20 protein-coding genes and 7 pseudogenes are annotated in these 24496 nt (G+C 66.3%); 17 read left to right on the forward strand and 10 right to left on the reverse strand.

The genetic code is table 11. From position 1 onward, the window contains the following. Positions 1 to 813 precede the first annotated feature (813 nt). The 5 genes and pseudogenes from IPM80_09085 to IPM80_09105 form a co-directional block, all read right to left on the reverse strand. Positions 814 to 1635 carry a 2Fe-2S iron-sulfur cluster binding domain-containing protein gene (locus IPM80_09085; protein ID MBK8958579.1) on the reverse strand — a complete coding sequence of 274 codons (822 nt, stop codon included), beginning with the start codon at positions 1633 to 1635 and terminating at the stop codon, positions 814 to 816. A gap of 89 nt (positions 1636 to 1724) precedes the next feature. Beyond that, positions 1725 to 1991, reverse strand: coding sequence for an MmoB/DmpM family protein (locus tag IPM80_09090; protein ID MBK8958580.1), 267 nt, complete (start codon positions 1989 to 1991; stop codon positions 1725 to 1727). Positions 1992 to 2061: 70 nt separating this feature from the next. Next, the gene (locus tag IPM80_09095) at positions 2062 to 2208 is read right to left on the reverse strand and encodes a hypothetical protein (protein ID MBK8958581.1); all 147 of its coding nucleotides are present in this window, start codon (positions 2206 to 2208) and stop codon (positions 2062 to 2064) included. A 152-nt stretch (positions 2209 to 2360) separates the two neighbouring features. After that, positions 2361 to 3131 carry a hypothetical protein gene (locus IPM80_09100; protein MBK8958582.1) on the reverse strand — a complete coding sequence of 257 codons (771 nt, stop codon included), beginning with the start codon at positions 3129 to 3131 and terminating at the stop codon, positions 2361 to 2363. Continuing rightward, positions 3128 to 4550: pseudogene (locus IPM80_09105) on the reverse strand (monooxygenase). The gene IPM80_09100 and the pseudogene IPM80_09105 overlap by 4 nt, the downstream one beginning before the upstream one ends. Before the next feature lie 270 nt (positions 4551 to 4820). Between IPM80_09105 and IPM80_09110 the strand changes: the two are divergent. Further along, positions 4821 to 5885, forward strand: coding sequence for an AraC family transcriptional regulator ligand-binding domain-containing protein (locus IPM80_09110; GenBank protein ID MBK8958583.1), 1065 nt, complete (start codon positions 4821 to 4823; stop codon positions 5883 to 5885). Here the strand turns inward: IPM80_09110 and IPM80_09115 are convergent. Next, positions 5854 to 7265, reverse strand: a pseudogene (locus tag IPM80_09115) (DHA2 family efflux MFS transporter permease subunit). The gene IPM80_09110 and the pseudogene IPM80_09115 overlap by 32 nt on opposite strands. A gap of 91 nt (positions 7266 to 7356) precedes the next feature. On the opposite strand from IPM80_09115, the gene yghU reads away from it, so the two are divergent. From yghU to IPM80_09165, 10 genes and pseudogenes are all read left to right on the forward strand, one after another. Continuing rightward, a complete protein-coding gene (gene yghU / locus IPM80_09120; protein MBK8958584.1) occupies positions 7357 to 8199 on the forward strand; it encodes a glutathione-dependent disulfide-bond oxidoreductase in 843 nt (280 codons plus the stop codon). A 31-nt stretch (positions 8200 to 8230) separates the two neighbouring features. Beyond that, positions 8231 to 9028 carry an SDR family oxidoreductase gene (locus IPM80_09125; GenBank protein MBK8958585.1) on the forward strand — a complete coding sequence of 266 codons (798 nt, stop codon included), beginning with the start codon at positions 8231 to 8233 and terminating at the stop codon, positions 9026 to 9028. 195 nt (positions 9029 to 9223) lie between these two features. Next, positions 9224 to 10900: a tail fiber domain-containing protein gene (locus tag IPM80_09130; GenBank protein MBK8958586.1), complete on the forward strand. Its 1677-nt coding sequence runs from the start codon at positions 9224 to 9226 to the stop codon at positions 10898 to 10900. Positions 10901 to 11089: 189 nt separating this feature from the next. After that, positions 11090 to 11740, forward strand: a pseudogene (locus tag IPM80_09135) (LemA family protein). Positions 11741 to 11744: 4 nt separating this feature from the next. After that, positions 11745 to 12584: pseudogene (locus IPM80_09140) on the forward strand (TPM domain-containing protein). 2 nt (positions 12585 to 12586) lie between these two features. Then, positions 12587 to 13084 (forward strand): TPM domain-containing protein, encoded by a 498-nt coding sequence (locus tag IPM80_09145; GenBank protein ID MBK8958587.1) that lies wholly within the window; start codon positions 12587 to 12589, stop codon positions 13082 to 13084. 118 nt (positions 13085 to 13202) lie between these two features. Continuing rightward, positions 13203 to 13664 carry an MBL fold metallo-hydrolase gene (locus IPM80_09150; protein MBK8958588.1) on the forward strand — a complete coding sequence of 154 codons (462 nt, stop codon included), beginning with the start codon at positions 13203 to 13205 and terminating at the stop codon, positions 13662 to 13664. 76 nt (positions 13665 to 13740) lie between these two features. Then, positions 13741 to 13935: a hypothetical protein gene (locus IPM80_09155; GenBank protein MBK8958589.1), complete on the forward strand. Its 195-nt coding sequence runs from the start codon at positions 13741 to 13743 to the stop codon at positions 13933 to 13935. 64 nt (positions 13936 to 13999) lie between these two features. Then, on the forward strand, positions 14000 to 14152 hold the full coding sequence (locus IPM80_09160; protein ID MBK8958590.1) for a hypothetical protein: 153 nt from the start codon (positions 14000 to 14002) through the stop codon (positions 14150 to 14152). Between the two features lie 143 nt (positions 14153 to 14295). Next, positions 14296 to 14607 carry a hypothetical protein gene (locus IPM80_09165; protein MBK8958591.1) on the forward strand — a complete coding sequence of 104 codons (312 nt, stop codon included), beginning with the start codon at positions 14296 to 14298 and terminating at the stop codon, positions 14605 to 14607. On the opposite strand, the pseudogene alkB reads toward IPM80_09165, so the two are convergent. Further along, positions 14604 to 15247: pseudogene (alkB, locus tag IPM80_09170) on the reverse strand (DNA oxidative demethylase AlkB). The gene IPM80_09165 and the pseudogene alkB overlap by 4 nt on opposite strands. Before the next feature lie 278 nt (positions 15248 to 15525). Between alkB and IPM80_09175 the strand changes: the two are divergent. From IPM80_09175 to IPM80_09195, 5 genes and pseudogenes are all read left to right on the forward strand, one after another. Then, entirely contained in the window at positions 15526 to 15792 is a 267-nt protein-coding gene (locus tag IPM80_09175) for a hypothetical protein (GenBank protein MBK8958592.1), read from the forward strand. Between the two features lie 93 nt (positions 15793 to 15885). Beyond that, positions 15886 to 16128 carry a hypothetical protein gene (locus tag IPM80_09180; protein ID MBK8958593.1) on the forward strand — a complete coding sequence of 81 codons (243 nt, stop codon included), beginning with the start codon at positions 15886 to 15888 and terminating at the stop codon, positions 16126 to 16128. Between the two features lie 876 nt (positions 16129 to 17004). Next, complete coding sequence (locus IPM80_09185) at positions 17005 to 18225, forward strand: hypothetical protein (GenBank protein ID MBK8958594.1); 1221 nt, start codon at positions 17005 to 17007, stop codon at positions 18223 to 18225. Between the two features lie 477 nt (positions 18226 to 18702). Further along, positions 18703 to 20075, forward strand: a pseudogene (locus IPM80_09190) (LLM class flavin-dependent oxidoreductase). 40 nt (positions 20076 to 20115) lie between these two features. Further along, positions 20116 to 21534: an alpha/beta hydrolase gene (locus IPM80_09195; GenBank protein MBK8958595.1), complete on the forward strand. Its 1419-nt coding sequence runs from the start codon at positions 20116 to 20118 to the stop codon at positions 21532 to 21534. Here IPM80_09195 and IPM80_09200 read toward each other — a convergent pair. The 3 genes and pseudogenes from IPM80_09200 to IPM80_09210 all read right to left on the reverse strand — a co-directional run bounded on the left by IPM80_09200 (position 21465) and on the right by IPM80_09210 (position 24026). Next, positions 21465 to 22262, reverse strand: coding sequence for an MOSC domain-containing protein (locus tag IPM80_09200; GenBank protein ID MBK8958596.1), 798 nt, complete (start codon positions 22260 to 22262; stop codon positions 21465 to 21467). The genes IPM80_09195 and IPM80_09200 overlap by 70 nt on opposite strands. 75 nt (positions 22263 to 22337) lie before the next feature. Further along, positions 22338 to 23261, reverse strand: coding sequence for a transglycosylase SLT domain-containing protein (locus IPM80_09205; GenBank protein ID MBK8958597.1), 924 nt, complete (start codon positions 23259 to 23261; stop codon positions 22338 to 22340). Between the two features lie 151 nt (positions 23262 to 23412). Next, positions 23413 to 24026: pseudogene (locus IPM80_09210) on the reverse strand (PEP-CTERM sorting domain-containing protein). A gap of 349 nt (positions 24027 to 24375) precedes the next feature. On the opposite strand from IPM80_09210, the gene IPM80_09215 reads away from it, so the two are divergent. After that, positions 24376 to 24496: NAD(P)-dependent oxidoreductase (locus tag IPM80_09215; protein MBK8958598.1), on the forward strand; the 121-nt coding region annotated here is incomplete at its 3' end.

The raw sequence follows: 24496 nt of genomic DNA on the forward strand, positions 1-24496 counted from the left end.
GTGCGGGCGCCGCGCGCTGTCACCTGCGACGCGTGTTCACGCGTGTTCCAGGTGCAGGATGGCCAGGCGGGCCTTCAACCGTAATCGTGGTAGTCGACCACGCGCCCTTCCCTTGCATGGTCCAGATGCAGGCGAGTTCGGGTTTGACGGTCTCGCCTTTCTTCGCGAAAGCCTTCGACGTCGTCATGGGCGTGCCTTCCCGGAGTCAGCTCGCTGACCACGGTGTCGCCGGCGGCGAGGTGGCGGCGCAGCGAATGCGACCCGCCGGTCGGGCAGCCGTTCGGCGAATTGACGCATGACGGTGAGCATGGCCTCGGCGCCGTGCGGCAGCGCGCCGCGATTGGCGGTGTTCGACATGGATGTCGGGGCCCTTGAGACTTGCCAGCATGTCAGAAGTCCTTGGCGTTAACAGGCGGCTATCCAACGGTTGGCGATGTCGAGCGGGGCGGTCATGACGTGATCCTCGTGACGAATGCGCTCAAGCGTTGCGCGAGGACCGCGAGCCGTCAATTACCGGTCCGGGGACCCCGCGGGTGTGAATTCATCCGCACACCGATTGCCGCACCGACAGGCGGGGCTCGCATTTAAGATGTGCGAATGAATTTGCACCTACGGGGCGGCGTGGAACTTGTCTGTTAGAACAGGTGGCCTTCGCGGATATGCCCCTTGGCTTCGAGCAGGGTGCCACGACCGCGTCGCGTGGCCGGCGCGCCGCTTGGTCAGGCATCGCACTGCTGCTCGGCATCGCCGACGTCGCGCTGCGCCAGGCTGCGTGAGGCGGCCACTGTGTCCGCACCAGCCTTCGCGTGACGCTCAAGGTCGGCAGAGCTTGCGAAGCGGTCGCCGAGCGCTTCGTTGCAGCGCGCCAGCAGCGGCAGCGCTGGCAGGTCGCTCGCGCGCCGGGCGCCGTAATAGAAGCGGAACTCGCGCGGGTCCTGGCGTGCGATGGCGTCGTCGAGCACGGCCGCTATCGGCGCGATGCCGGAGCCCGTCGCACGCACAGCAGCACCGGCCCCTGGCCATCGCGCAGGTAGCTGTTGCCGAAAGGTCCGCTGAGCTTGAAGCGGTCGCCGACACAGCAGGCGCCGAGCGGGGCCGCCCGAAAACGCGCCGCCCACCACTTCGCCGACGGTAAAGTCGAGGTGTGTCGGCGCATGTCGGGCCGGAGGCAATCAGTAGGAGCGTCGCGCGTTGGCCCACGGCGGCGTCAGTTCGACAGGGCGAGCCGGCGTAGAAGTCGAGCGGCGCAGACAAGGCGAGACTGAAGCGCCACAGGCTGGCGGTGAGCTTTTCGATCGACGCCAACTTAACACCGAGTTCGCGCGGCAACAGCAGCGGGCGCGCACGCGCGTCCGCCGTCTGGCGCGCCTCGACCACGAGGTCGCTGAGCGGCCGCGCGCAGCACAGGAGTGCATAGCCTTCGTCGCGTTCGTCTTCGGATAACGAGTAAATGGACGCGCCGCCGTGATCGACCTCGCCATCGCGGACGAGATATTTGCAGCTCGAGCAGTTGCCGTGGCGACAACCGTATTCCAGCGCCACGCCGGCGCGCAGCGCGGCATCGAGCACCGTTTCGTCATCCCGCGCCGCGAAGCTTTCACCGCCCGGCGCCAATTCAATCGAGTGGGAGGTCATGGCATGACTCCGTGTGCGGCCCATCGGAAAAATCTCTTCCGCCGACGGGGAGCTGTCGGCGGAAGAACAAGGGTCCTGTCGTCGGCAGGCTACGCAGGCGTTTCCAGATCGGTCATGTGCGAAGTCACGCGGAACGTCATCGGATCGGTGACCACGCGCCCGACGAAGCTCGACATGATCACCAGCCACGAGCCCAGCGACAGTTTCTCGCCGAGCTCTTCGCCCACGCGCGCGATGTCGATGACGATCTCCCCTTCGCTCGATACCAGCCAGTAAGGGCCGAGGTCCTCGCATTTGACGTGCGGGTGATCGGCGGCCAGGTAATCGAGCGTGGCGTCGGTCTCGGGGCTCTTCACGGGCACGATGCAGACGCGCTGTCGTTGGCAAGGTTGAGGTCCCGGATCTTGTCTTCCGCCACCACCGCGTTCATGCCTCGAACTCCGCCAGCAGCGACGCATCGAGCCCGGCGGCCGTCAGCAGCCGGTTCTGTTGCGCACGCGCCGCCGCCAGCAGCGGCTTGAGATCGACCGCGCCGGCCGGCACGCGATCCGCGATGGCTTGCAGAGCCGCCACCGCGTCGAGCGCACGGTTGCCAGCTTCAGCCAGCCCCTCGATTTCGCCGCGGTTGGGCCGTGCGAGCCGCCGGCAGCTTGTCGTCGATGACCATCCTCACCAGTGCTTGGGTCAGTCCGCGTTGCGGCGGCGGTCGCGGTCGGCGGTGAGTGCTATAGGGCGAGATGCTGTCCTTGGTGCAGCGGCCCCTGGCGGCGGACCAGGCCGCCGATGGCGACTTCGCTGAGCAAGGGCAGGATGACGAGGTTGGTGGCGATGGGGATCTCGCACCAGTCGCTGGTCGCGACCAGTTGTTCGACCAACCGGCGCAGCGGCTGGTAGGCCGGCCTGGTCCAGCCACGTCTGCTTGGCGCCGGCGTCCGACAGGCCCGGCACCGCCATCTCGGCCGCCACCAGGTGGCTGACGATGGCTTGCGCATGGCGCATTTGATCGAAGGCCTGGAAGCACAGCGCATTGCCCAGGCAATCGGACAGCGCTTCGCGTTGCGCCGGCGCGAATGCGCGGAACAGGCCGTTCTCGAAGAACGACCACGCGCGGTAATGCCCGGGCGATGAAGTCGTCCAGCCACGCGCGGTTGTTGTCGGCAAAGGCGCCGGGCCTCGACGCGCTGTCTTCCGGTCAGGCGCTCGATGGCGCGCTCCTGCTCGGCCTGCATGCGCACGTAGGGCCGTTGCCAGAGCTGCGCCGGATCGCGAAACGCGAACCAGTCGGGATGGCGCAGCGCGGTCGATTCCTCGCGCCATGGCGCGCGGCCGTCGGCGGGCGTGAGGAGGTGCCCACCCTTGTCGAAGCCGCCGGTTTCCCATTGCTGGCGAATGGTGACCGCTTCGTATTCCGTCAGGCGCCGCGTGGCCGGCTTGATGAAGCTGAAGTCGCGCGCCGATTCCACGGCCGTGACGGTGTTGGTGACCGGGGCGTTCATTGCACCTCCTGTACCGGCAGCTTGTGCAGCGGATCCTTGATCTCGTAATGCAGGGCGCGGATGTCGTTGATGGTCCACATGCGCTTCATGTTGAGATGCGGCTGGCCGATGGGGTCTTGCCGTCGGCGCGCAGGAAGCCGTTCTGCTCGACGAAGTCGGCGAGATCCATGCCGTCGAATTCCTCGAACAGGGTCGGCGAGCCGAGGTAGCGCTGCGGCTCTTCGCGGAAGATGTGTTCGCAGGCGTCGGAGCAGAACGCATGCTTCTTGCCGTCGATCAGGCGCACGCGCATGGTCGAGATGTCGGGGCGCGGGAACACGCCCGGCATGTGGCACACGCGGCACAGCGGCGGCAGGTTTTCCATCGCCATCAGCGGAATCATGCCGGAGCTCGGGTCGGACATCGCGGCGAAGTCTTCCCACCACTTGCCGAAGTGGTTGTACCAACCGGGTACTTCTTCTCGAACCACTCGAAGTCGCGTGCGTTCAGCGGGTCGTGACGCCAGAACATCAGCGGCCAGCCGGCGAACACCACCATCGCCGCGGTGTGTCCCACCAGAACATGCGGTCGCGCGCTTCCTCGAACCAGCGCGGGATCTCGAGACCGAAAGGTTCGAGCTTGCGGATGAAGCGCGGCCCGGTCGTGGTCGACCCATTCCGTCCATTTCTCGAGATACGAGCTGGTGCGCTCGTCCTGGAAGTAGTCATAGACCGCCGACAACAGCGGGTCGAAGAAATTGTGCTGGCGCCAGAACGCGCGATCGAAATCCTTCTGCAGCATCGGCAGGTTGTCGGGCTCCGATACCACCGCCGCGAGCGTCGCATAGCCATTGGCCATGTGCCGTGACTCATCGGACTGGATGGACAGGAACACGGTCGGCGTGGCCTGGTCGCCGTTGGCGGCGGCTATTTCGGTCATGGCCACGAACAAGGGATTGGTGAAGGCGGTTTCCACCACCGCCTGCAGGTTGACCGCGCCCTCGATGGGGTCGCCGGCAAAGAAGCCCTGCAGCGCGGCGCGGCCGGCACGGCATTGGATGGACTTCGAGCGCAGCGCGATGCCGTTGGAAAAACCCTCCGGGTCGTGAGCGTGTTTCGCCAGGTAACGGGTCAGGTGCGCGACCTGGTTGGTATGGCGGATCTCGTCGATCATCTGCGCCATGTAACCCTGGCGCAGTTCGGCGTTGTCGACCGTGTCGACCAGCTGGCCGGTGGACTTGATGGCGCTGTATTCGCCGAAGCCCGTGACCGGCAGCACCAGCTTCATGATCTCCATCCAGCGCTGGGAAGCCTTGCGCGGCAGCCCGGCGCGCGCCATCACGTCGGACATCGCGCCGTACTGGCGGTCGTCCTTCTCCTGCTCCATCGAGCAGTAGTCGCGTATCAGGTGGCGGAACGGATCCTTGGTGCGTGCCGGGATCTTGTATTTGGTAGGATAGCGTTGAGGTTTGTCGACATAGCTGAACTGCCAGTCGAATTCCTTAACCTGTTGTGGGTTTCAATGATGTGCTGCATGTCGACCTCCGCTCGATTGACGCCCGCGCCGTGCGTCGATGCGAACGAACGCGGCCCCTCGTCCGCCGCGCGGCCTCGAAGCATTGCGGCGGATGTCGATGAACTTAGGCGGGGAGCCAGCCAGCGTGAAGCGTAGAAGCTGCCAAGTTTTCATGCCGAAGGTGACAGCGCATCGATGAAACAGGCCAAGCTCGAACGTGTGTTGATGCCCAACACCTACGTCAAGCACGTGGCCCAGGAGTTCAGCGATCACGAACGTTTGACGACCGGCAGCGGCATTCCCGCCGACGCGCTCCTGACCTATGCCGAGCCCGTCAGCGTCGCCCAGCATTTACAGATCATCCGTAACGCCCTTGAGTTGTCCGGCCGCTCGGATTGGTATTTCGCCTGGGGCCGGCGCATGGCCGAACATTTCCATGGCCCCATCACGCTCGCATGGCTGTCGGCGCCGACCCTCGGCGCGGGCCTCGACACCTTCCTCAAATTCATTCCGAGCCGTGTGCCTTATCACCGCTGGTCGGGCCAGGTGGAAGGCGCGGAGTTCGTGTGCGAAGTGCGCGAGCTCATCGACCTCGGCCCGGTGCGCGTGACGCTGGTCGAGATCCCATTGCTGGTCATGCATGAATACGTGCGCACCATCCGGCCCGGGCCCATGCAGGGTGCGCGCATCGAGCTCAAGTATCCGCCGCCCGAGCACGCCGCCGTGTACGGCGAGTGGTATGGCTGCGAAGTACGCTTCAACGCGCCGCGCAATGCGCTGGTCATACCTGCCGCGTGGCGCGCGGTGCACAACATGGGCCATGACGAAGGCACCTGGACCACCTCGCTGCGACATTGCGAGGTGCTGTGCGCGATCACCGAAGACAAGGACACCCTCACCAGCGTGCGGCGCATGCTGTTCAACCGTTTCGAGCGGCCGCTGGGTGAACGCGTGATCGAGTCTCGAGGAAGTGGCGGCGGCCCTGCATCTATCGCCGCGCACCCTCATTCGCCGTTTGCGCAGCGTCGACACCACCTACCAGGCGGTGGTCGACGGTGTGCAGCAGCAGCGTGCGCGCGAATTGCTGGGCAATCCCAACCTGCGCATCCAGGACGTGGCGGTGGAACTCGGCTACCAGGATCCGAACAGTTTCGCGCGCTCCTTCAAGCGCTGGTTCGCGATGACGCCGGGCGATTACCGGCGCCGCGTGAACGGCGACGACGCCTGATTACTTGTCTTCCACCGCGCCGCCGCGGCTGATGTTTTCGCCATCCCCGGCACGCAGGCTCCAGAATGACAGGCTCGAGATGGCCGTCATCACCGCCAGGGTGAGAAACGCGCTGTGCAGGGCGCCGAGCACCGCCAGACGGTCGCTCTGCGGCAGGTCGGCGAGGTAGAAGCCGGTCACCAGCGAGCCGCAGGCAAGGCCGAACGACAGCGACATCTGCTGCAGGGTGCTGGCCAGGGTGCTGGCCATGCTGACCTCGGCATCGGCGATGTCGGCATAGGCCATGGTGTTCATGCTCGAGAACTGCAGGGAGTTGGCGAGGCCCATGGTGAGTCCCATGGCGACGATGACGACGATTGGCGTCGCCGCGGTGATCAGCGAAAAGCTCGCCATGATCAAGGCCACCAGCAGCGTGTTGACGATGAGGATGCGGCGGTAGCCGAAGCGCCGCAGCAGCGAGGTCGACACCACTTTCATGACCATCGCGGCGGCCGCCGCCGGCATCATCAAGAGGCCCGACTGCCAGGCCGGCAGACCCAGGCCCAGTTGAAACAACAACGGCAGCAGCAAGGGCAGGCCGCCGACACCGAGGCGTGTGACGAATCCGCCCAGCACCGCCACGCGAAAGGTGCGCGTGCGAAACAGCGCCAGCCTGAGCAACGGGTGGCGCTGGCGCCGCGCATGCAGGCCGTAGGCGATGAACAAGCCCACCGCCAGCGCCGCCAAGGCCAGCACGTGAGAGGTGGCGAGCTGATGCTCGCCGAAGATCTCGAGCAGCCACGACAGCAGCGCCGCGGCGCTGACGAACAGCACGAAGCCGCGCAGGTCCAGCGGCCGCGCCACCTCGCCGTGGTAGTCGGGCATATGCTTATGCCCGAACCACCAGGCCGCGAGCCCCACCGGCAGGTTGACGAAGAACATCTCGCGCCAACTCGCGAAGTGCACGATGAGTCCGCCCACCGTCGGTCCCAGCAACGGGCCGAGCAGGGCCGGGATGATCACGAAGTTCATCGCCACCAGCAGCTCGCCCTTGGCGAAAGTGCGCACGATGGCCATGCGTCCGACCGGCATCATCATCGCCGCCGCGATGCCTTGCGGCACGCGCGCGGCGACCAGCAGCGGCGCGCTGGTGGCCAATCCACAGACCAGCGACGACAGCGTGAAGAGCGTGAGCGCCGCCAGGAACACGCGCCGGCTGCCGTAGCGATCCGCCAACCAGCCGGACAAGGGAATGCAAACCGCGAGACTAAGGTGTAGCTGGTCACCACCGCCTTCAGGCTGAGCGGCGTGACGCCGAGGCTCGCGGCCATGGCCGGAATGCCGGTGTTGACGATGGTCGAGTCGAGCTGCTCCATGAACAGCACGGTCGCGACGACCCACGGCAGGTAGCGTTTGGTGGCGGCGTCTTGCATGACAGGGGCGACAGTCTAGCGCGCGCGTGGCCATGCCGGCGTCGACGGACCTCGTTATATACTCGACAGCCTTACCCCGAGGAGCCGAGCCATGAACGACAGCGCAGCCTACACCCCACCCAAAGTCTGGAAATGGGAGAACGCGTCCGGCGGCGCCTTCGCCAACATCAACCGGCCCATTGCCGGCGCCACCCATGACAAGGAGCTGCCGGTCGGCGAGCATCCCTTGCAGCTCTATTCGCTCGGCACGCCCAACGGCGTGAAGGTCACGGTGCTGCTGGAAGAACTGCTGGCGCTCGGCAAGTCCGGCGCCGAATACGATGCGTGGCTGGTCAACATCCTCGAGGGCGAACAGTTCGGCAGCGGCTTCGTCGGCATCAATCCCAATTCCAAGATCCCGGCGCTCCTTGACCGCTCGACCAATCCGCCGACGCGAGTGTTCGAATCGGCCGCCATCCTCATGTACCTCGCCGAGAAGTTCGACGCCTTCCTGCCCAAGAGCGGCGCCGCGCGCGCCGAATGCCTGTCGTGGCTGTTCTGGCAGATGGGCAGCGCGCCCTATCTCGGCGGTGGCTTCGGGCACTTCTATGCCTATGCGCCTAGCAAGATCGAATACTGCATCAACCGCTTCACCATGGAAGTCAAACGTCAGCTCGACGTGCTCGATCGCAATCTCGCCGAGCGTCCTTATCTCGCCGGCGATGAATACACGCTGGCGGATATCGCGGTGTGGCCGTGGTATGGCGTGTTGTGCACGGGCGATCTGTACAACGCCCAGGAGTTCCTCGACGTCACGTCCTACACCCACGTGCAGCGCTGGGCGAAGGACATCGAAGCGCGCCCGGCGGTGCAACGCGGCCGCCGCGTAAACAAGACCTGGGGCCCGGAAGAAGAGCGCGTGGTGGAGCGTCACTCCGCCGCCGACTTCAAGTAACGCCAACCCATTCAACCACGAGAGCAACAGCATGACGACCGCAGGCACGCGCAAATCCATCTTCATCACCGGCGCCGCCAGCGGCATGGGGCTCGAGACCGCGCGCCTGTTCGCGGCCGGCGGCTGGTTCGTCGGCGCCTATGACCTCAACGAAGCCGGGCTCGCCGCACTGGAGGCTGAACTCGGCGCCGCCAACTGCATGGCGCGCCGTCTCGATGTCACCGACCGGGACGCCTATCGCGGCGCGCTGGCGGAATTCGCCGGCGCCACCGGCGGCAAGCTCGATCTCTTGTTCAACAACGCCGGCATCGGCAAGGGCGGGCGTTTCGACGAGCAGTCGTTCGAGGACATCATGGCGGTGGTCAACGTCAACTTCATCGGCGTGCTGAACGGCATTCACCTCGCCGCGCCGCTGTTGAAGGCGACGCCCAACTCGCTGTGTTTTTCGACGTCCTCGTCGTCGGCGACCATGGGCATGCCGGGCATCGCGGTCTACTCGGCGACCAAGCACGCGGTGAAAGGCCTGACCGAATCCCTGTCGAGCGAATTCGCGCGCTACGGCGTACGCGTCGCCGATACGCTGCCGGGCCTCATCGATACCCCGCTCATTCCCGATGCCTTGCGTCACGGCGCCGCCAACAGCGGCATGTTCCGTCTCATCCAGCCTGTGGAAGTGGCCAAGGCGGTGTGGGCCTCCTACCACGACGAGCCCGACCGCCTGCACTGGTTCGTACCGGCCGAGATCGGCGATCTCGACAAGGCCTCGGCGCTGGACCCGGAAGGCACGCGCGCCAAGTTGGCGGTGAATGCGGCGTTTCTCGACGAATGAATTCGAAGCGCGCCTGGCATGGACGCCGGCGCGGACTGTCATTCGGAGTGCGGGGACAGTGAATTGCTGTCAGGGGTGCGGCGCGCACGCTTCGAAGTGCGACATAGCGCGGGCAGTTCCGATCCTGTGAACCTCGTCATCATGCGCCAGCACCCGTTATCCGTCTGTCGTCACCGCCCTGAGAAGGAATTCACCATGGACAAGCGCCAACCATCCCCTTTCGTACTGACCGCCGCCTTGGTGTCGTGCACGATGATCTTTGGCGTCGTCAAGGCCGGGCCTGCCTCGCTGGATAGTGATGCCGACAACAACACTAGCGTCGGTAGCGGCGTATGGCCCGGCTTGCTGGTGACAGGTATTCAGGTCGAAGGCAAGAACAACAGCGGCTTCGGCTTTTCCGCTCTGCACAATCTCACTACCGGCGCCGGGAATTCGGCCTTCGGTGTTTCCGCCCTCGGCAGTGTTTCCTCGGGGCAGGGCAATAGCGCTCTCGGCGAACACGCGCTGGCCGGCGGTGACACGAGCCATTTTCAGAGTGCTTTCGGCTTCTTTGCGCTGGAAGCCGGGGGTGGTGGCGTCGGAGAAAACAACGCTTTCGGCGCCTTCGCCCTCCAGTCAGCCACCGGCGGGCATAACAACGCTTTTGGTGTCAAAGCGTTGCAGAGCAATCACGCGGATGACAATAGCGCCTTTGGTCACGAGGCGCTGATGGCCAATCTTGGTAACGAAAACTCCGCTTTCGGTGCTCACGCGCTCCGCAGCAGCAGCGGTGAGTCCAATACCGCGCTCGGCTATTCCGCGCTGCAATCCTCGGCGGGCGACCAGAATGTTGGCGTGGGTGCCTACACCCTGAATACCAATTTCGGCAACAACAACGTCGCGGTAGGGAGCAACGCGATGCTGGTCAATGGCGCTGGCAACACCAACGTCGCCATCGGCGTGAGCGCTTTGAGGGTCAACGACCAGGGCAGCTTCAACATTGCTCTCGGCTTCCGTGCCATGCAGACAAATGCCACGGGCAGCTTCAACCAGGCGCTCGGCGCAGACGCGCTCAAACAGAACCATAGCGGTAGCGAAAACATCGCCATAGGTCATGGCGCCCTTTTCACCAACAACACTGGCTTGCGCAACGTTGCGGTGGGCTCCAAAGCGCTGTTTTACAACTCCACCGGAAGGGACAATATCGCGGTGGGCAATGCCTCGGGCTCGGTACCGACAGCGGGGATTTCGAATATCCACATCGGCCATGCCGGCATGGCCGGCGATACGCGCCTGATTCGCATCGGCCGCCAAGGAACGCAGATGAAAGCCTTCATCGCGGGTGTCCGTGGCGCGACGGTGAGCGGCGCGAGCGTGGTGGTGAACAGCCTCGGCCAGCTCGGCGTGCAAAGCTCATCGCGGCGCTACAAGGACGACATTGCGCCGATCGGCGACGCCAGCGACGCATTGCTCAATTTGAAGCCGGTCACTTTCCGCTACAAGGAAGCCGATGAGACGGGCAACAAGCCGCTGCAATACGGTCTCATCGCCGAAGACGTCGCGAGGGTGCTGCCAGCGCTGGTGGTCTACGACGATCATGGGCAGCCCGAGACGGTCGCCTACCAGATGCTGACCAGCCTGCTCTTGAACGAATTCCAGAAGACCCATACCAAGCTCGATGCAGTGGAAGCACGGGCTCGTAATGAGCTGGCAGCGGCGAATGCGCGGGCGCAGGCGGCGGAGGACGCAGCACAGCGAGCCAGCGCGATTGCCGCGCAGGCTATGCATGAGATGCAATCCCTGCACAATGAGATGACGGCGCTGCGCGCGGCTTCGCGTCGGCTCGAAGCCGCGCAAAATGGCGCGACGATTGCAACGGCGAGCGAGCCCTGACGCGCAGGGCGTGACTGCAGCAGGGCGTCGGGCTGTGTCCCGATGTCGAATTATTCTCCGCGCGCCCTCGGGTAGTGCCTGTAATGGGCTTTAGCGAGGCCGCGGTTCAGCTCGCCATTGCAATTGGCCGATGTCGCCCCCAGTTAGTGCCCAATGCGCGTTTCAAATTCATCGTCCTGGAGGACCACCATGCGTCGATTCCTGCCAGCCTCGCTGCTACTGCTGTCGCTGTCGCTGGCGCTCAGCGGCTGCGGTTACAACACCCTGCAAAGCACCGACGAGCAGGTCAAATCGAGCTGGTCGGAGGTCATCAACCAGTACCAGCGCCGCGCCGATCTCATCCCTAACCTGGTCAACACCGTGAAGGGCTTTGCCGCGCAGGAGAAAGACATCCTGCTGGGCGTGACCAATGCGCGCGCCAAGGTCGGCAGCATCCAGGCCACGCCTGAACTCGTGAACGACGCGGAGGCCTTCGCCAGGTTCCAGGCCGCCCAGGGGGAATTGAGCACGGCCTTGTCGCGCCTCTTGGTGGTGTCGGAGAACTACCCGCAGTTGAAGTCCGATGCCCAACTTCCGTGACCTGCAGGCGCAGCTCGAGGGCACCGAGAACCGCATCGCGGCGGTGGCGCGCAACCCGCTACATCAAGGCTGTGCAGGAATACAACGTCACGGTGCGGTCCTTCGACCAATTTCATCGCCATGGCGTTTGGCTACCAGACCAAGCCGAATTTCACGGTCGAGAACGAAGCCGCCATCGCCAAGCCGCCCACCGTCGACTTTGGCAATGCCGCGCCCGCGCCCACCGCGCAACCAGGCACGGCGGGCGGCGGCGCACAGTGATGTCATGAAGGCGTGGCGGGCGGTGTTGGCCGCGCTGCTGTTGCTGACAGCCGCGGCCGCCGGCGCGGAAGTGGCGGTGCCGAGATTCGAGCAGCGCGTGACCGATCTCACGGCTACGCTCGGCGCCGCGGTCGCCGCCGATCTCGAGCAGCGCACGGCGGCATTCGAAGCGCGCAAGGGCAGCCGGTCGCGGTGTTGATGGTGGCCACCACCGCGCCCGAGACCATCGAGCAATACGCGCTGCGCGTCGCCGAGCAATGGAAGCTTGGGCGCGCCGGCATCGATGACGGCGCCCTGCTGGTCATCGCCAAGGACGATCGCGCGCTGCGCATCGAAGTCGGCTATGGCCTCGAAGGCGCGTTGAACGATGCCACCGCCAAGCGCATCGTCAGCGACATCATCGTGCCGTATTTAAAACGCGGCGATTTCGAGGCGGCGTCGGCGGCCGGCGTCACGCACATGATGAAAGTCAGTGGACGGCGAAGCCCTGCCACCGCCCGCCCGCGAACGCGACCCCGATGGCGGCCTGTCGAAATATTTTCCCGTGCTGTTCATCCTCACCCTTTTCATCGGCGAAGCATCGCGCGTGATGTTCGGCCGCGCGTGCCCGGCGGTCGTGACCGGCGGCGCGGTGTCGCTCATCAGCTGGATGCTGCTCGGCGGACTGCTGTTGGCGCTGACGGTGGGCGTGTTCGCGTCGCTGTTCACGCTCATGGGCGGCCTGCCCGGGCGCGGCAGGGGCGGCTTGGGCGGCGGGCGATTCGGTGGCTTCGGCGGACGTGGCGGCGGCTTCAGCGGCGGTGGCGGCGGTTTCGGTGGCGGCGGCGCGTCGGGGCGCTGGTGAGCATGCGTTTCCAACGCCTGTGCCGCCATCTCGCCACCCGCCACGCGCATCTGCGGCGCGCGTTTCCCGAACGCAGCCTCGCGCGCATCGAAGAGGCCATCAAGGCCAGCGAGCAAAGCCATGCCGGTGAGATCCGGTTCGTGGTCGAAGCGGCGCTGGATGTGCCCGCGCTGCTCAACGACCAGGCGCCGCGCGAACGCGCGCTCGAAGTGTTTTCGCAGCTGCGGGTGTGGGACACCGAGCACAACAACGGCGTGCTGGTGTACCTGCTGCTGGCCGACCGGGACGTGGAGATAGTCGCCGATCGCGGTATCGCCGCGCGCCTGCCGCCGTCGGCATGGGAAGACATCTGTCGTGACATGGAAGCGGCATTTCGTGAGGGTCGCTACGAGGCCGGCGTGGTCAATGGCATCGCCGCCATCGGCCGCCATCTCGCCGCGAGTTTTCCCGTCAACGGCGTGGCGCGCAATGAACTGGACGACCGTCCGCGACTGCTCTGACGGCGAGGCCGCGCACGTTTCGCGCCCGGCACGTGGTCGGCTGTGAACGTGGACGAACGGCGTCCGGTCAAGGGTGCCGAGGGCGTACACTGCCGCCAGTGACGCGGGGTGTTCATTCATGCACATAGAATTTCTGGGCGCCGCCGGCGAAGTGACCGGCTCCTGTCACCTGTTGACCGTCGGCGGCCGGCGCGTGCTGCTCGACTGCGGCCTCATACAAGGCAGTCGCACCGACGAGGCGCGCAATGCCGAGCCGTTCGCCTTCGATCCCGCCAGCATCGACGCGGTGGTGCTGAGTCACTCCCATATCGACCATGGCGGCCGCCTGCCGCTACTGGTCAAGGCCGGTTATCGCGGCCCGATCTACACCCACGGCGCGGCCCGCGATCTATGCGAGATCCTGTTACGCGACGCGGCCTTCATCAACGAAAAGGAAGTCGAATGGGAGAACCGCAAGCGCGAACGCAAAGGCCTCGCGCCGCGCCTGCCCCCGTACTGCGTCAGCCGAGAGGCCGAGCGCGCCATGCAGCGCTTCGTGAGTTTGAATTACAACGAAACGCATACCACGTGCCGGGCGTGAGCCTGCGCCTTAATTGATGCCGGGCAGTCCCCGGTTCGTCCATCGTCGAACTCGAACTCGAGGAAAAGGGCCGGCGTTGCTGACCGGTGTTCCCGCGATCTCGGCCAGCGGCGCCGCCATCATGCGCGACCTGAGCGTGCTCAGCGCCGCCGATTTTTTCGTGATCCTCGAAAGCACCTACGGCGATCGGCCGCACCGCTCGCAGGCCGAAACGCTGGACGAGATGGCGGCGGTATTACGCGAAGCGGACGCGGCCGGTGGTATGTGTTGATCTCGGCTTTCGCCGTCGGCCGCAGCCAGGAACCGGCTGCACCTCTTCGGTCGCTATTTCAGGAGTGGGATCCGCACACTGGCGCATCGTGCTCGAGCGTCCGCTCGCCATCGAAGCGACCGAGATCTACGTGCGTCAGGCAGCGAGCCGCGTCGATGCCGAGGCGCGCGAGCCGTTCCCGGACGCCAGCGCCGCCTGCCGGTGCCGCCCAACCTGAGAGACAGGCACCGCCGCGCAGTCCATGGCGTCTCAAACCGTGCCGCCGGCGGCACGATCATCATGGCCGGTAGCGGCATGTAACGGCGGTCGCATTCTGACGCATCATCTGAAAACAACGCGTGGCGGCGCGACCGCCATATCGTGATGGTCGGTTTCCAACGCCGCGGCACGCTGGGCCGCGCGCTGGTCGACGGCGCGCTACATCCGCCCGTGGGCGAGACCATACGCGTGAATGCCAAGGTGCATACCCTGGGCGGCTTTTCCGCCCACGCCGACCAGGGCGAACTGTCGCGCTGGTATGGGCATTTCCAGCACAAGCCGCGCCTGGTGCTGGTGCACGGCGAAGCCAGTGCGCAGCAGGCGCTGGTACAGCGTATCGAAGATGACCATGGCGTCACGGCGCACATCGCCGCGCGCGGCGAGTCCCCGCACTGCCGACGCACTGAGCCTTAGCCGGCGCCGGCCTTGCGGAACGTGAGGTTGTAGCGATAGGCGCCGGTCAGCGCGTGCTGGCCTTCCGCCAACTCGGCCACGCCATGGTAGGTGAGCCGCGCCGGGCCGCCCCACACCACCACGTCACCGTGCGCGAGCGCGATGCGCCGCGTGTCGTCCTGGCGGCGCGCCGCCCCACAGGAAACGCGGCGGCACACCCAGCGACACCGATACGATGGGTTGGCCGAAATCGCTTTCGTCCTTGTCCTGGTGCAGCGACAGGCGCGCGCCGCGCGCATAGCGATTGACGAGGCAGGCATCGGGATGGAAGTCCTCGAAGCCGGCGGCCAGGGCGGCGCTGAGCGCGAGTGCGTGTTGAACGCGGCCGGCATCGCCGGCCAGGGTTCACCGCTGTCCGGATCGCAGGCCTGGTAGCGATAGCCGCGCCGGTCCGACACCCAGCCCAGCGCGCCGCAGTTGCTCATCGCGACCGACATGCGATGGCCGCTGAGCGTGACGAGATGGCGGAACGGCGCGCGTGCGTCAGCGCCGCGATGTCCTCTACCAGCGCGGCGGCCTCGGCCAGCGCGAAGCCGCGCAGCAGCCAGGCGCCCTCGCTCAAAGCCTGGCGCGCTTCGTCGGCGAACAAAGACAGTGTCATGGCGCGATGCCCATCCTTTTATCGGCGTGCCCTCGGCAGGGCGCCAGTGTGGTCCGCGCTGGCGATGCGCGCCTCCCGTTGTTTGCGCGCTGGCCGCGCATGCCACCGATACCGGTCATGCCGCGCGCATCGCAATGCGCAAAGCTACGACCGCCATCACCGTTCATGTATTTGCACCCCGCGCCGCGCTTGCGGCGTCTTTGACACTCCTATGCTCAACGTGGGCTCGATGCGTCACCCATCACCCCACGTCACCCGTACGTTGAAAGGAGAGGACCATGGCCAGCGAGATCACCCTGTTCACTCAACGCCGGCGTGACTGGAAAGCGGAGGTCGAAGCCCGGAAGAACAACGCCCTGGTGTACAAGAGCATAGGCACCGTGTCACGGTCTATCATCATCGCGAGCAGACTAAGAACATCTGGGGTAACACCGTCACTGACTGCGCAAGGCGGCCCCGCCCATTTCATCACTAACGTCTATCGCGGCAGCGGCCGAGCGCCGCCACGCGCAGCACGACCCGTAAGAAAAGCCAGCTTATTGTGAACTGAAGGGAATGGGCGGTGGGCGTGACCATTACCCCGCCGGCCGACAGCTTGACGATGTCGCCGGTGGCGCAAGATCCTCGATCTCGATTCGGTGACCGGCACGGTCAGCGTCGTGATTGGCAGTGAGGTGCTGCGCGGTGAAGTGACGAGCCAGCAGCGTGCCCAGCGATTCCAGCATCTGGTGAACACGCATGTGGTCGCGGCGTCGTCTCGACTAAGGGGCGTTGCGCGCCTGCGCATCGTCGAGGCCGCGCGCGCCGATCCGCGGGCATCGATAGCCAGGACGAGCTCGCGCCGAGCTGGAACGAACAGCAGCTCGCCGCATTCTGCGTGAGCGCGGCTCGAGGACATCGCGCGCCATGCGCGGGCGGGCGATGCGGTCCAACCGCGCGTATCGCGTGGTGGATCGGCGCTCGCCGACCCGGCTCGACACTGGCGCCGCGCGGCTCGACGCCCTCGAGATCGGCGCGGCCTTCAACCTTGCCGTGGCGCTGTTCGACACCGCCATCGACGAAGCGCCGATCCCGCGCCTGGCGCTGGTCGAGGCGCTCGCGCCGCAACGCCTGGCGCAGCGTTTGAAGAGGCCGGGCGACGACCGCGCGCGATTGCGCTCGGAACATGCCGCCGCCGCGTGCGTGGTGCATCTTTTCGATCGGGCCCTGGCGCTTGCGGCCATGCGTCATGCCGGCGAGCCGCAACGCATCGAACGCCTGTGCGCCATGCTGGACGCCATGTATCGCAGCGTGCTCGGCCAGGGCGACGACCCCTTCGTTGCCAAGACCGGCCCGGTGATGTTCATCGGCGAAGTGGCCTCAGGTGGCGATATCGCGCGCGCGCGGCCGCTGTACGCCGCGCTCGCGCGCCTGTGCCAGCTGTGGGACGACGCGCTCGACATCGCCGAGGACCTGACCGCGCTCGCGCCCAATCATTTCCTGGGCAAGGGGCGGGGTGTCGACGTGGCGACCACCGTGGTCTACCTCGCGCGTGGTCTCGCGCGCGTCACCGCCGGCGCGGTCGTGCACGGCCACATCGAACGCGAACTCGGCGCGGCGCTGGCCGCCACCCTCGAGGCGGCGCATGCCTGGCATCCGCACAGCCATGCGCACCTTGCAGCTATGCCGCACGCTCTTGAATTGAGCGCGCGGCGGGCTGCGACGCAGTCTTGCGCTGTTGGCCGGCGCGCTCGGCGACCGCGTCGGCGAAGTGGACTTTGCTGCGCCATCCACCGCGCGCACTGCTGCATGCCGATGCCACGCCGAGCGCCGCGCGCATCGACGAGGCCATCGCCGCTGCCGTCGGCTTTCTCGAGGCCCGGCAGCGGTGCGACGGCAGCTTGCGAGGTTTCTGTCTCTATCCCGGTGCATCGAGTGACTGGCTGACGGCGCACGTGTGCTTCGTGGTCGAAGCGGTGCCGGCGCTCACCGGCTTGGCGCGCCGTGCCGCCGCCTACCTCGCGGCCCATGGCGCCGACGATGGCGGCTGGGGTTACAACCGGCGCGTGGCGGTGGACTGCGACAGCACCGCGCAGGCCCTGATGGTGACGCAGCGTTTCGATCTGTCCCTGCCGTCGTTCATCGGCGAAAGTCTCGCCGCCGCGCAGAGCGACGACGGTGGCTATCCCACCTACGTGCCGCAGGGCGCCGCCAACCCGGCCCACGGCTGGCAGGCCCCCCATGCCGAGGTGTCGGCCATGGTACTGGTCTGGCTGCGGCGCGGTGGCGGCCATGCACGCCGCGCGACGCGCTGCGAGGCGTGGCTCGCGAAGCAGCGGCGCGCCGGCGTGCTGCCGGCCTATTGGTGGAACGATGACGCCTATGCGCTGTGGTTGGACGCGCGCCTGGGTGATTTGCCGGCGCAAGCGGCGCCCGCGCTGGCCGCCTTGCTCGGGCGCGGACTGGCCTGTCCGCAGGCGGCGATGGCGCTCAGCGCCGCCGTGGCGCTGGGTGGTTTCGATGGGGCCTGCACGGCGGCCGCGCGTCGCCTGCTCGCCATGCAACCTCCTCGCCGACGGTTCATGGCCGTGCGCGCCGTGCCTGCGGGTGACCGCGCCCGGCGAATACACGGCGTCGCCGCAAGCGCGCGGCAGCGTGGTCGCCGACAGGCGTCGCGTGTTCGCCACCGCCCATGCGGTGGCGGCCCTGCAGGCGTTCGCCCTCAGCCGCGCGCGCGATGGCGCAGCGCGCCCAGCGTCGCCAGTGCCGGCGCCAGCAGGGCGAGACCGCCCGGCAGCGGCGTCGGCGCCCTTGAGCTCGACCATGAAATTGCCGAACTGGTAGCCGACCGCCGCTTCGTTGCCAACGATGAGGCCGGGCCCCATGGACAGCACGCTGTAGCTGAAGCTCACGCGGTAGCGGCCCTTGGCAAGACCGTTCAACTCCGCATCGGCGCGCGCGACGGCATGGGTGATGTAGATCAGCGCCGGCCCCGGTGAGCCCTGGGCCTCGGTAAAAGACGCTGGCGTAGGCGAGGTCGGCTATCGCATCGCCCTTGGCGAACAGCGCATCGATATGCGATTCGGTGTCGGAGCTGCGATCTATCTGCACGACATCCGGCGAGCCGGTGAAGATGTCGACATGCGCCACGGTGTCCGTCACCCAATAGGGCACGGCTTCCGCCGACGCGCGCGGCGCGTGAACGATGATGGTGGCCAGCGCGCCGATGGCGAGCCAGGATTTGCAAGACATAGATCCCTCCGCGTGACGGTCGACGCGACATGTCGACTTCGTTCAAGCGTAGCGAAGGCCGCGCGCGCCAAGCTGACCGGGGTCAGTTATGAACTCTCCGGTGCGCGGCATTGGCCATCGCCGCCCAGCGCTCGAGCTGTGAGTTGCCCCTCGCCGGCGTCCTGTTGATATAACTACGCCTGCATGGGATGTCACGGTGCGTGCCTCCCGACAGGAGCCCGAGGATGAGAGCCACGCGCATGTACTTCAACGCCTTTCGCATGAACTGCGTGACGCACATGTCACCGGGCCTGTGGACGCGCGAGGACGACCACATGGTCGACTACACCTCGCTCGAGCACTGGACCGAGTTTGCCAAGTTGCTGGAGCGCGGTTGTTTCGACGCGGTGTTCCTGGCCGACGTGGTCGGCCCATACGATGTCTATGCCGGCAATCGCGATGCGACTTTGACCGAGGCCACGCACCTGCCGATCAACGATCCGATGCTGCTGGTGCCGGCCATGGCCGCCGCCACTCGCCATCTCGGCTTCGGCTACACCAGTTCCATCATGCAATATCACCCTTTCACGTTCGCGCGCCTGATCTCGACGCTGGATCACCTGACGCGCGGACGCGTTGCTTGGAACATCGTCACCTCGTTCACCAAGAGCGCGGCGCGCAACTACGGGCTCACCAACCTGCCGGATCACGACGTGCGCTACGCCATGGCCGACGAGTACACGCGCCTGTGCTATCGCCTGTGGGAAGAGAGCTGGGCCGACGACGCGGTGTTGAAAGACAAGCAGCGCGGCATCTATGCTGACCCGCGCAAGGTGCGCGACATCGATCACGACGGCGAGTATTACACACGTGCACGGCTGCCACATCTGCGAGCCCTCGCCGCAACGCACGCCGGTGCTGTTCCAGGCGGCGCCTCGAGGCGGCACGGCCTTCGCCGCCGAGAACGCCGAATGCGTGTTCGTGATCGGCGCCAATCCGCGCGTGGCGGGCGATTACGCGCGCACCGTGCGCCAGGATGGCGAACTTCAAGCGCAGTCCCGACGACGTGCTGTGCTTCGCCTACATGAAGATCATCACCGGCGGCAGCGAGGCCGAGGCGCGCGCCAAGTACGAGGAGTATCTTTGGGATGTCAGCTACGAAGGCGCGATGGCCCTGCTGTGTGCGTGGACCGGTATCGACTTCAGCCACTACGAGCCCGATCAACCGATCGAATACATCGACACCAACGCGGTGCGCACGGTATTGCACAGCTTCACCGCCGGCGACAGCAGTCGCCGTTGGACGCTGCGCGACGTGGCGCGCTTCGTCGGCATCGGTGGCGCCGGGCCGGTGCTGGTCGGCGCGCCCGAGCAGATAGCCGACACGCTGGAAGAATGGGTGGCGCAGGGCATCGATGGCTTCAACCTGTCCTACGCAAGCTTGCCGCGCAGCTACGAGGATTTCATCGACGCGGTGGTGCCGGTACTGCAACGCCGTGGCCGCATGCAGACCGAGTACCAGGGCGGCACGCTGCGCGAGAAGCTGTTCCCGGGGCGCGCGGCGCGCATCGCGGCACCGCATCCGGCGGCGGCTTGTCGCTATCCGCACCCTGAGTGACCATCGGCTCGAGCCCATCCTGGGCGAGGGTACGGCGGCGATGCATGTCGATGAGCAACTGAACGACCCGGCATTTTTCGCGACCGGCGCGCATTACGCCTTGTTCGATCGCCTGCGCGTCGAAGACCCCGTGCACTGGACCGCGAGCCCCAATGGGCGCGGCTACTGGTCGGTGTTCCGCCACGCCGACATCAAGACCGTGCTGCACGACGCCACGCGCTTCAGCTCCGCGCGCGTGCAATCGACCTTCGTCGGCGGCTTGAAGCATTTGCCGGTAAAGTTGAAGGCGCGCCGCGCGGGGTCATCCATGGCACCTACATCGCCACCGCGTTCGCCTCGGTTATCATCGTTTCCAATCATTCAAGGCACACACAAGGAGATTCCCATGGCCAATGCCCAGATAGACATGATTTGCACGCTGCTGAAGGAAAACCCGCCGATCAAGCCGGGCGCCTCGCTGGCCGAAACGCGCCAGGCGCTCGATTCCATGGGCAAGTCGGTGCCGAGCCTGCCCGATGTCAGCGCCGCGGCGGTGAGCGCCGGTGGCGTCGCCGCCGAGTGGCTGACGCCGGCCAATAACGACCAGGACAGCGTCGTCCTCTACCTGCACGGCGGCGGTTATCTCCTGGGCTCGGTCGATTCGCACCGCGCCTTGCTCGAGCGCCTGGCCAAGGCCAGCGGTCGGCGTGTGCTCGCCATCAATTACCGTCTCGCCCCCGAAGCGCCGTTCCCGGCGCCGGTCGAAGACGCCTGCACCGCCTATCGCTGGTTGCTGGCGCAGGGCATCGCCGCCAAGCGCATTGCCATTTCCGGCGATTCGGCCGGCGGCGGCCTGGTGCTGGCGACACTGCTGGCGCTGCGCGATGCCGGCGACGCGCTGCCGGGCTGCGCGATACCGATCTCGCCATGGACCGACATGGAAGGCACCGGCGCTTCGATGGAAAGTCGCGCGGCCGTCGACCCGATGGTGCAGAAAGGCCCGCTCCTGGAGATGGCCGGCGCCTACCTGCAGGGCGCCGATACCAGGAATCCGCTGGCCTCACCGCTGTATGGCGATTTCAAAGGCCTGCCGCCGCTGCTGATCCAGGTCGGCGACGCCGAGACCCTGCTCGACGACACCACGCGCATCGTGCCCAAGCTCAAGGCCGCCGGCGTCGATGTCACCATGGAAGTGTGGCCCGACATGATCCATGTCTGGCACCTGTTCGCACCGATGCTCGACAAAGGGCCAGGAAGCCATCGACGGCATCGGGCGTTCCGTGCGCAAGCACTGCGGCTGACGGCCTCGCGCTGGCAGATCTGTAGGTGCGAATTCATTCGCACATGGAGGCGCGGCGATACGTCCAGGCTTGGCTTCAGTGTGCGAATGAATTCGCACCTACAGGAACATCAGGCACCAGGCAATAATTCGACCTTGTCGCCGACCTGCACGCGGCCGGGCGTCACCACCTCGGCATAGGTGGCGAAGCCGGGCGTCGCGTAGCCGGGCAACATGCCGTCCGGCAACGCGGCTTTCTCGCGGTACTTGATCAAGCCGCGCATCACTTCCTGATCGCGCACGCCGCTGGCGGGATTGAAGCCCGTGATGCCACAGCGCGGTACCGGCGTGCGAACCCTGAGCGTGGCGGCGCCGACCTGGACCAGGCGACCGTCCCACGCATCTTCTTCATGCTCGACGCTGTTCTCGAACACGAAGCCGGCTCGGAAGCGCGCCGCATCCACCGGCGCGCCGACTTCGCGCGCCAGGCGGCGCAGCGAGCCGGTGGTGACGAAAGTGATGGGCAGCACATCGACGCCGCCATTGCCGAGCGTGCAGCGCGCGAGTTGCATGGGGCGCGCGGCGAACCGCGAGAGCTCTTCGCCCCACGGCCCTTCCACCACCGCCATGTCGATGTCGCGCAGGCCGGCGTGGTTGACGGCAAAGCGTCGACCGCTGCCGGCGGCCGGGCCGCGCACGCAGCGCCCGTCGGGCAAGGTCAGGGTCAGCTGGTCGGCGCTGGCATCGAAGTCGAAGCGCAGCGGAAAGAAATCGCCGTGCTTGTCCGACGAGACGAACTTGTCATCGGCCTCGATCAGCGCGAACTCGCGATCGTGACGGATGCCGGTGCTGAGCACGTCCACCCATTGCGGATGCAGGAACTGGGTGGCTTTGACATGGACCTGGCCTATCTGCGCGACCGTCATCATCGATGCATCTCCCTTGGGCTGTGGCGGGTGTGAATACCGTGGCCGGCCATGATACGCCGCGGCGGGCGCACGCCCCTACTGGCGCAGCCGGGCAAACACCCGGGTGAGGCCCATCACGCGCTCGATGTATTGGCGCGGGTCGTGATCGCCACAGCGCTGGCCCGGCGCGAGGCGCAGGCCGCGCGCCGCATAGCGGTTGGCGGCGCCGGCGCCGCACAGGTGCGTGAGGATCGCGAGCTCCTGCTGCTGGCGCACACTCGCCTGGCCGATGCGCTGCCGCGCCAGGATCTCGCGCACCCTGCGATCGAGGTTCGACGATGCAAGTTCGACGGCATGGGACGGGATCACCCGCGCATAGAAATTGTTGAACCAGCAGCTGCGCATGTCGTGCCACGGGCCGTCGGCCACCACGCGGTGATCATGGATGCAGTAGCGCTTGGCCTCTTCGAACGTACCGTCGGTGAATTGGTACATGCCGACCGCGCTGGATGCCGGTCGGTAGATCTCGAACAGGTTGAGGGTGGTGGCCCAGCGCCAGTAGGTGCGCGCCACCGGGTTGCCCGAGGCTTCCTTCTGCGCGAGCGCCGCCAGCAGTTCCGGCGTCATGATGGCGGTCGAGTGGGCGAGGAACAGCGGCCCGTAGCTCCGCCAGGTTTCACTTGGGGTCTTGTACAGATCGTCGCTGACCGGAAAGAACAGCTCCGAGGGTTTGCGCGCCACCTGGTAGAGCCAGTTGACGCCGGGCACCAACACCAGCGACAGCAGCACGCCGATCAGGAGGTACACGGCGCTCGGCACGCGCGCGAGGCGCGTGATACGCGCCAGCCACAAGGTCAGTCGCGGAACGGTGGGGGAACGAGATCTCGATGGCGCTTGCGCGCTGGCCGGCTTGCGTGGGCCGGTGCGCGGCTTGCGAGGCGGCTTGCCCGCCGTCTCGCGCGGTGGGGATTGGCGGCTTTTGGCGGCCCGCGGCTTGCGCGGATGAGAGGCTCGTGACATGGCGGCAGGCTGGCGTTCGAGGCCCAGCCTATCGCGCTTAGCGGGTTATTTCGAGCGCCACTGTCACTCGATGAACCTGTAGGTGCGAATTCATTCGCACACTGAAATCCGCGTCCTCGCGATGTCGGCGTAGCGGCGCGCGCCGCTTCCATCACCCGCGAGCGCGACGCCGACGCGCCACGCCCGCGATGCCGCCCAAGGCCAGCAAGGCCAGGCTGGAAGGCTCCGGCACCGCGGTCTGCGGGCGGCTGAAATCGAGCGACACGTCGTCGAGAATCAGGCCGAGATTATCGCCGCCGGCATTCTCGAAGCTGAGCGCACCGCTGCCGGCGGCGGCGGCGAGCGTGATGGTGCGGGAGACGTTCTGCAGGCCGGCATTGGCGGCGAGGGTGAACACCTCGTTGTAGATGCTGCCGAGCGCGACCGTCACCGAATTGCTGTCGCCGCGCGTCGAGCCGCCGAGCTGGAAGGTGAGGGTGTAGGTGCCGGCCAGCAGGTTGAACGCGGTATTGGTGGTGATCTTGCCGGCGTTGCCGGACGAGCCGTCGAGATCGAGGTAGTGGCCGTTGCCGGGATAGAAATCGAAGGACCCTCCGGCACCGATGACGTCGATGGTGCCATCGCTGATCGTCCGTCCGAGAGTTCAAGCCCCGTATTGAGGCCCAGCCCTTCGCTGTCGAAGTTGTCGCTGAACAGCGGCACGGCCTGCGCGGCGGTGGCCGACAGCAGCGAGACGGCGAACGTGAGGGCGAGGGTGCGGCGCATGGGACTGTCCTTTTCGAACGGTGGTTGGCTTGGGTCTTGACCTTGAACGGTCATCGGCCTCGACTCGATGATTTCAGAAGCCTGGCCGCACGCGCTAGGGGAGGCCGGTTATACAGGATAAATCCGGACGAAGTGTGATGGCTTCCCGTAATGCGCGCCGGCTGGCGGCCAATGCCCCACGCCGGCGCTGCCCACAAAGGGATGCTGCGCCGCGCCCGTCGAGGCTACTATCCTGGCTCTGACACCCGGGAGGTCGTCATGCGCACATGGTCTGCGGATTAGTCGGCATCGGGCGCATGGGCAGTCTCATGGGCGCGCGCGCCTCCTCGAGCGCGGCCATGAAGTGCACGTGTATGACATCAGTGCCGATGCCGTGCCGTCGCGCTCACGGGCCAAGGGCGCCACGGCCGCCGCCTCGCCGCGCGCCGTCGGTGATGCCGCCGACGTCGTTTTCCTGAGCCTGCCCAATC

The organism is Pseudomonadota bacterium (assembly GCA_016719885.1).
Classification (GTDB): Bacteria; Pseudomonadota; Gammaproteobacteria.

What these genes read in the sequence shown, in the direction of transcription:
- IPM80_09110 (MBK8958583.1), top strand. Translation starts at nt 4,821, where the DNA reads ATGAAACAGGCCAAGCTCGAACGTGTGTTGATGCCCAACACCTACGTC.
- IPM80_09205 (MBK8958597.1), bottom strand. Translation starts at nt 23,261, where the DNA reads ATGTCACGAGCCTCTCATCCGCGCAAGCCGCGGGCCGCCAAAAGCCGC.
- IPM80_09125 (MBK8958585.1), top strand. Translation starts at nt 8,231, where the DNA reads ATGACGACCGCAGGCACGCGCAAATCCATCTTCATCACCGGCGCCGCC.
- yghU (MBK8958584.1), top strand. Translation starts at nt 7,357, where the DNA reads ATGAACGACAGCGCAGCCTACACCCCACCCAAAGTCTGGAAATGGGAG.
- IPM80_09145 (MBK8958587.1), top strand. Translation starts at nt 12,587, where the DNA reads ATGCGTTTCCAACGCCTGTGCCGCCATCTCGCCACCCGCCACGCGCAT.
- IPM80_09175 (MBK8958592.1), top strand. Translation starts at nt 15,526, where the DNA reads ATGGCCAGCGAGATCACCCTGTTCACTCAACGCCGGCGTGACTGGAAA.
- IPM80_09130 (MBK8958586.1), top strand. Translation starts at nt 9,224, where the DNA reads ATGGACAAGCGCCAACCATCCCCTTTCGTACTGACCGCCGCCTTGGTG.
- IPM80_09150 (MBK8958588.1), top strand. Translation starts at nt 13,203, where the DNA reads ATGCACATAGAATTTCTGGGCGCCGCCGGCGAAGTGACCGGCTCCTGT.
- IPM80_09085 (MBK8958579.1), bottom strand. Translation starts at nt 1,635, where the DNA reads ATGACCTCCCACTCGATTGAATTGGCGCCGGGCGGTGAAAGCTTCGCG.
- IPM80_09195 (MBK8958595.1), top strand. Translation starts at nt 20,116, where the DNA reads ATGCATGTCGATGAGCAACTGAACGACCCGGCATTTTTCGCGACCGGC.
- IPM80_09200 (MBK8958596.1), bottom strand. Translation starts at nt 22,262, where the DNA reads ATGATGACGGTCGCGCAGATAGGCCAGGTCCATGTCAAAGCCACCCAG.
- IPM80_09100 (MBK8958582.1), bottom strand. Translation starts at nt 3,131, where the DNA reads ATGAACGCCCCGGTCACCAACACCGTCACGGCCGTGGAATCGGCGCGC.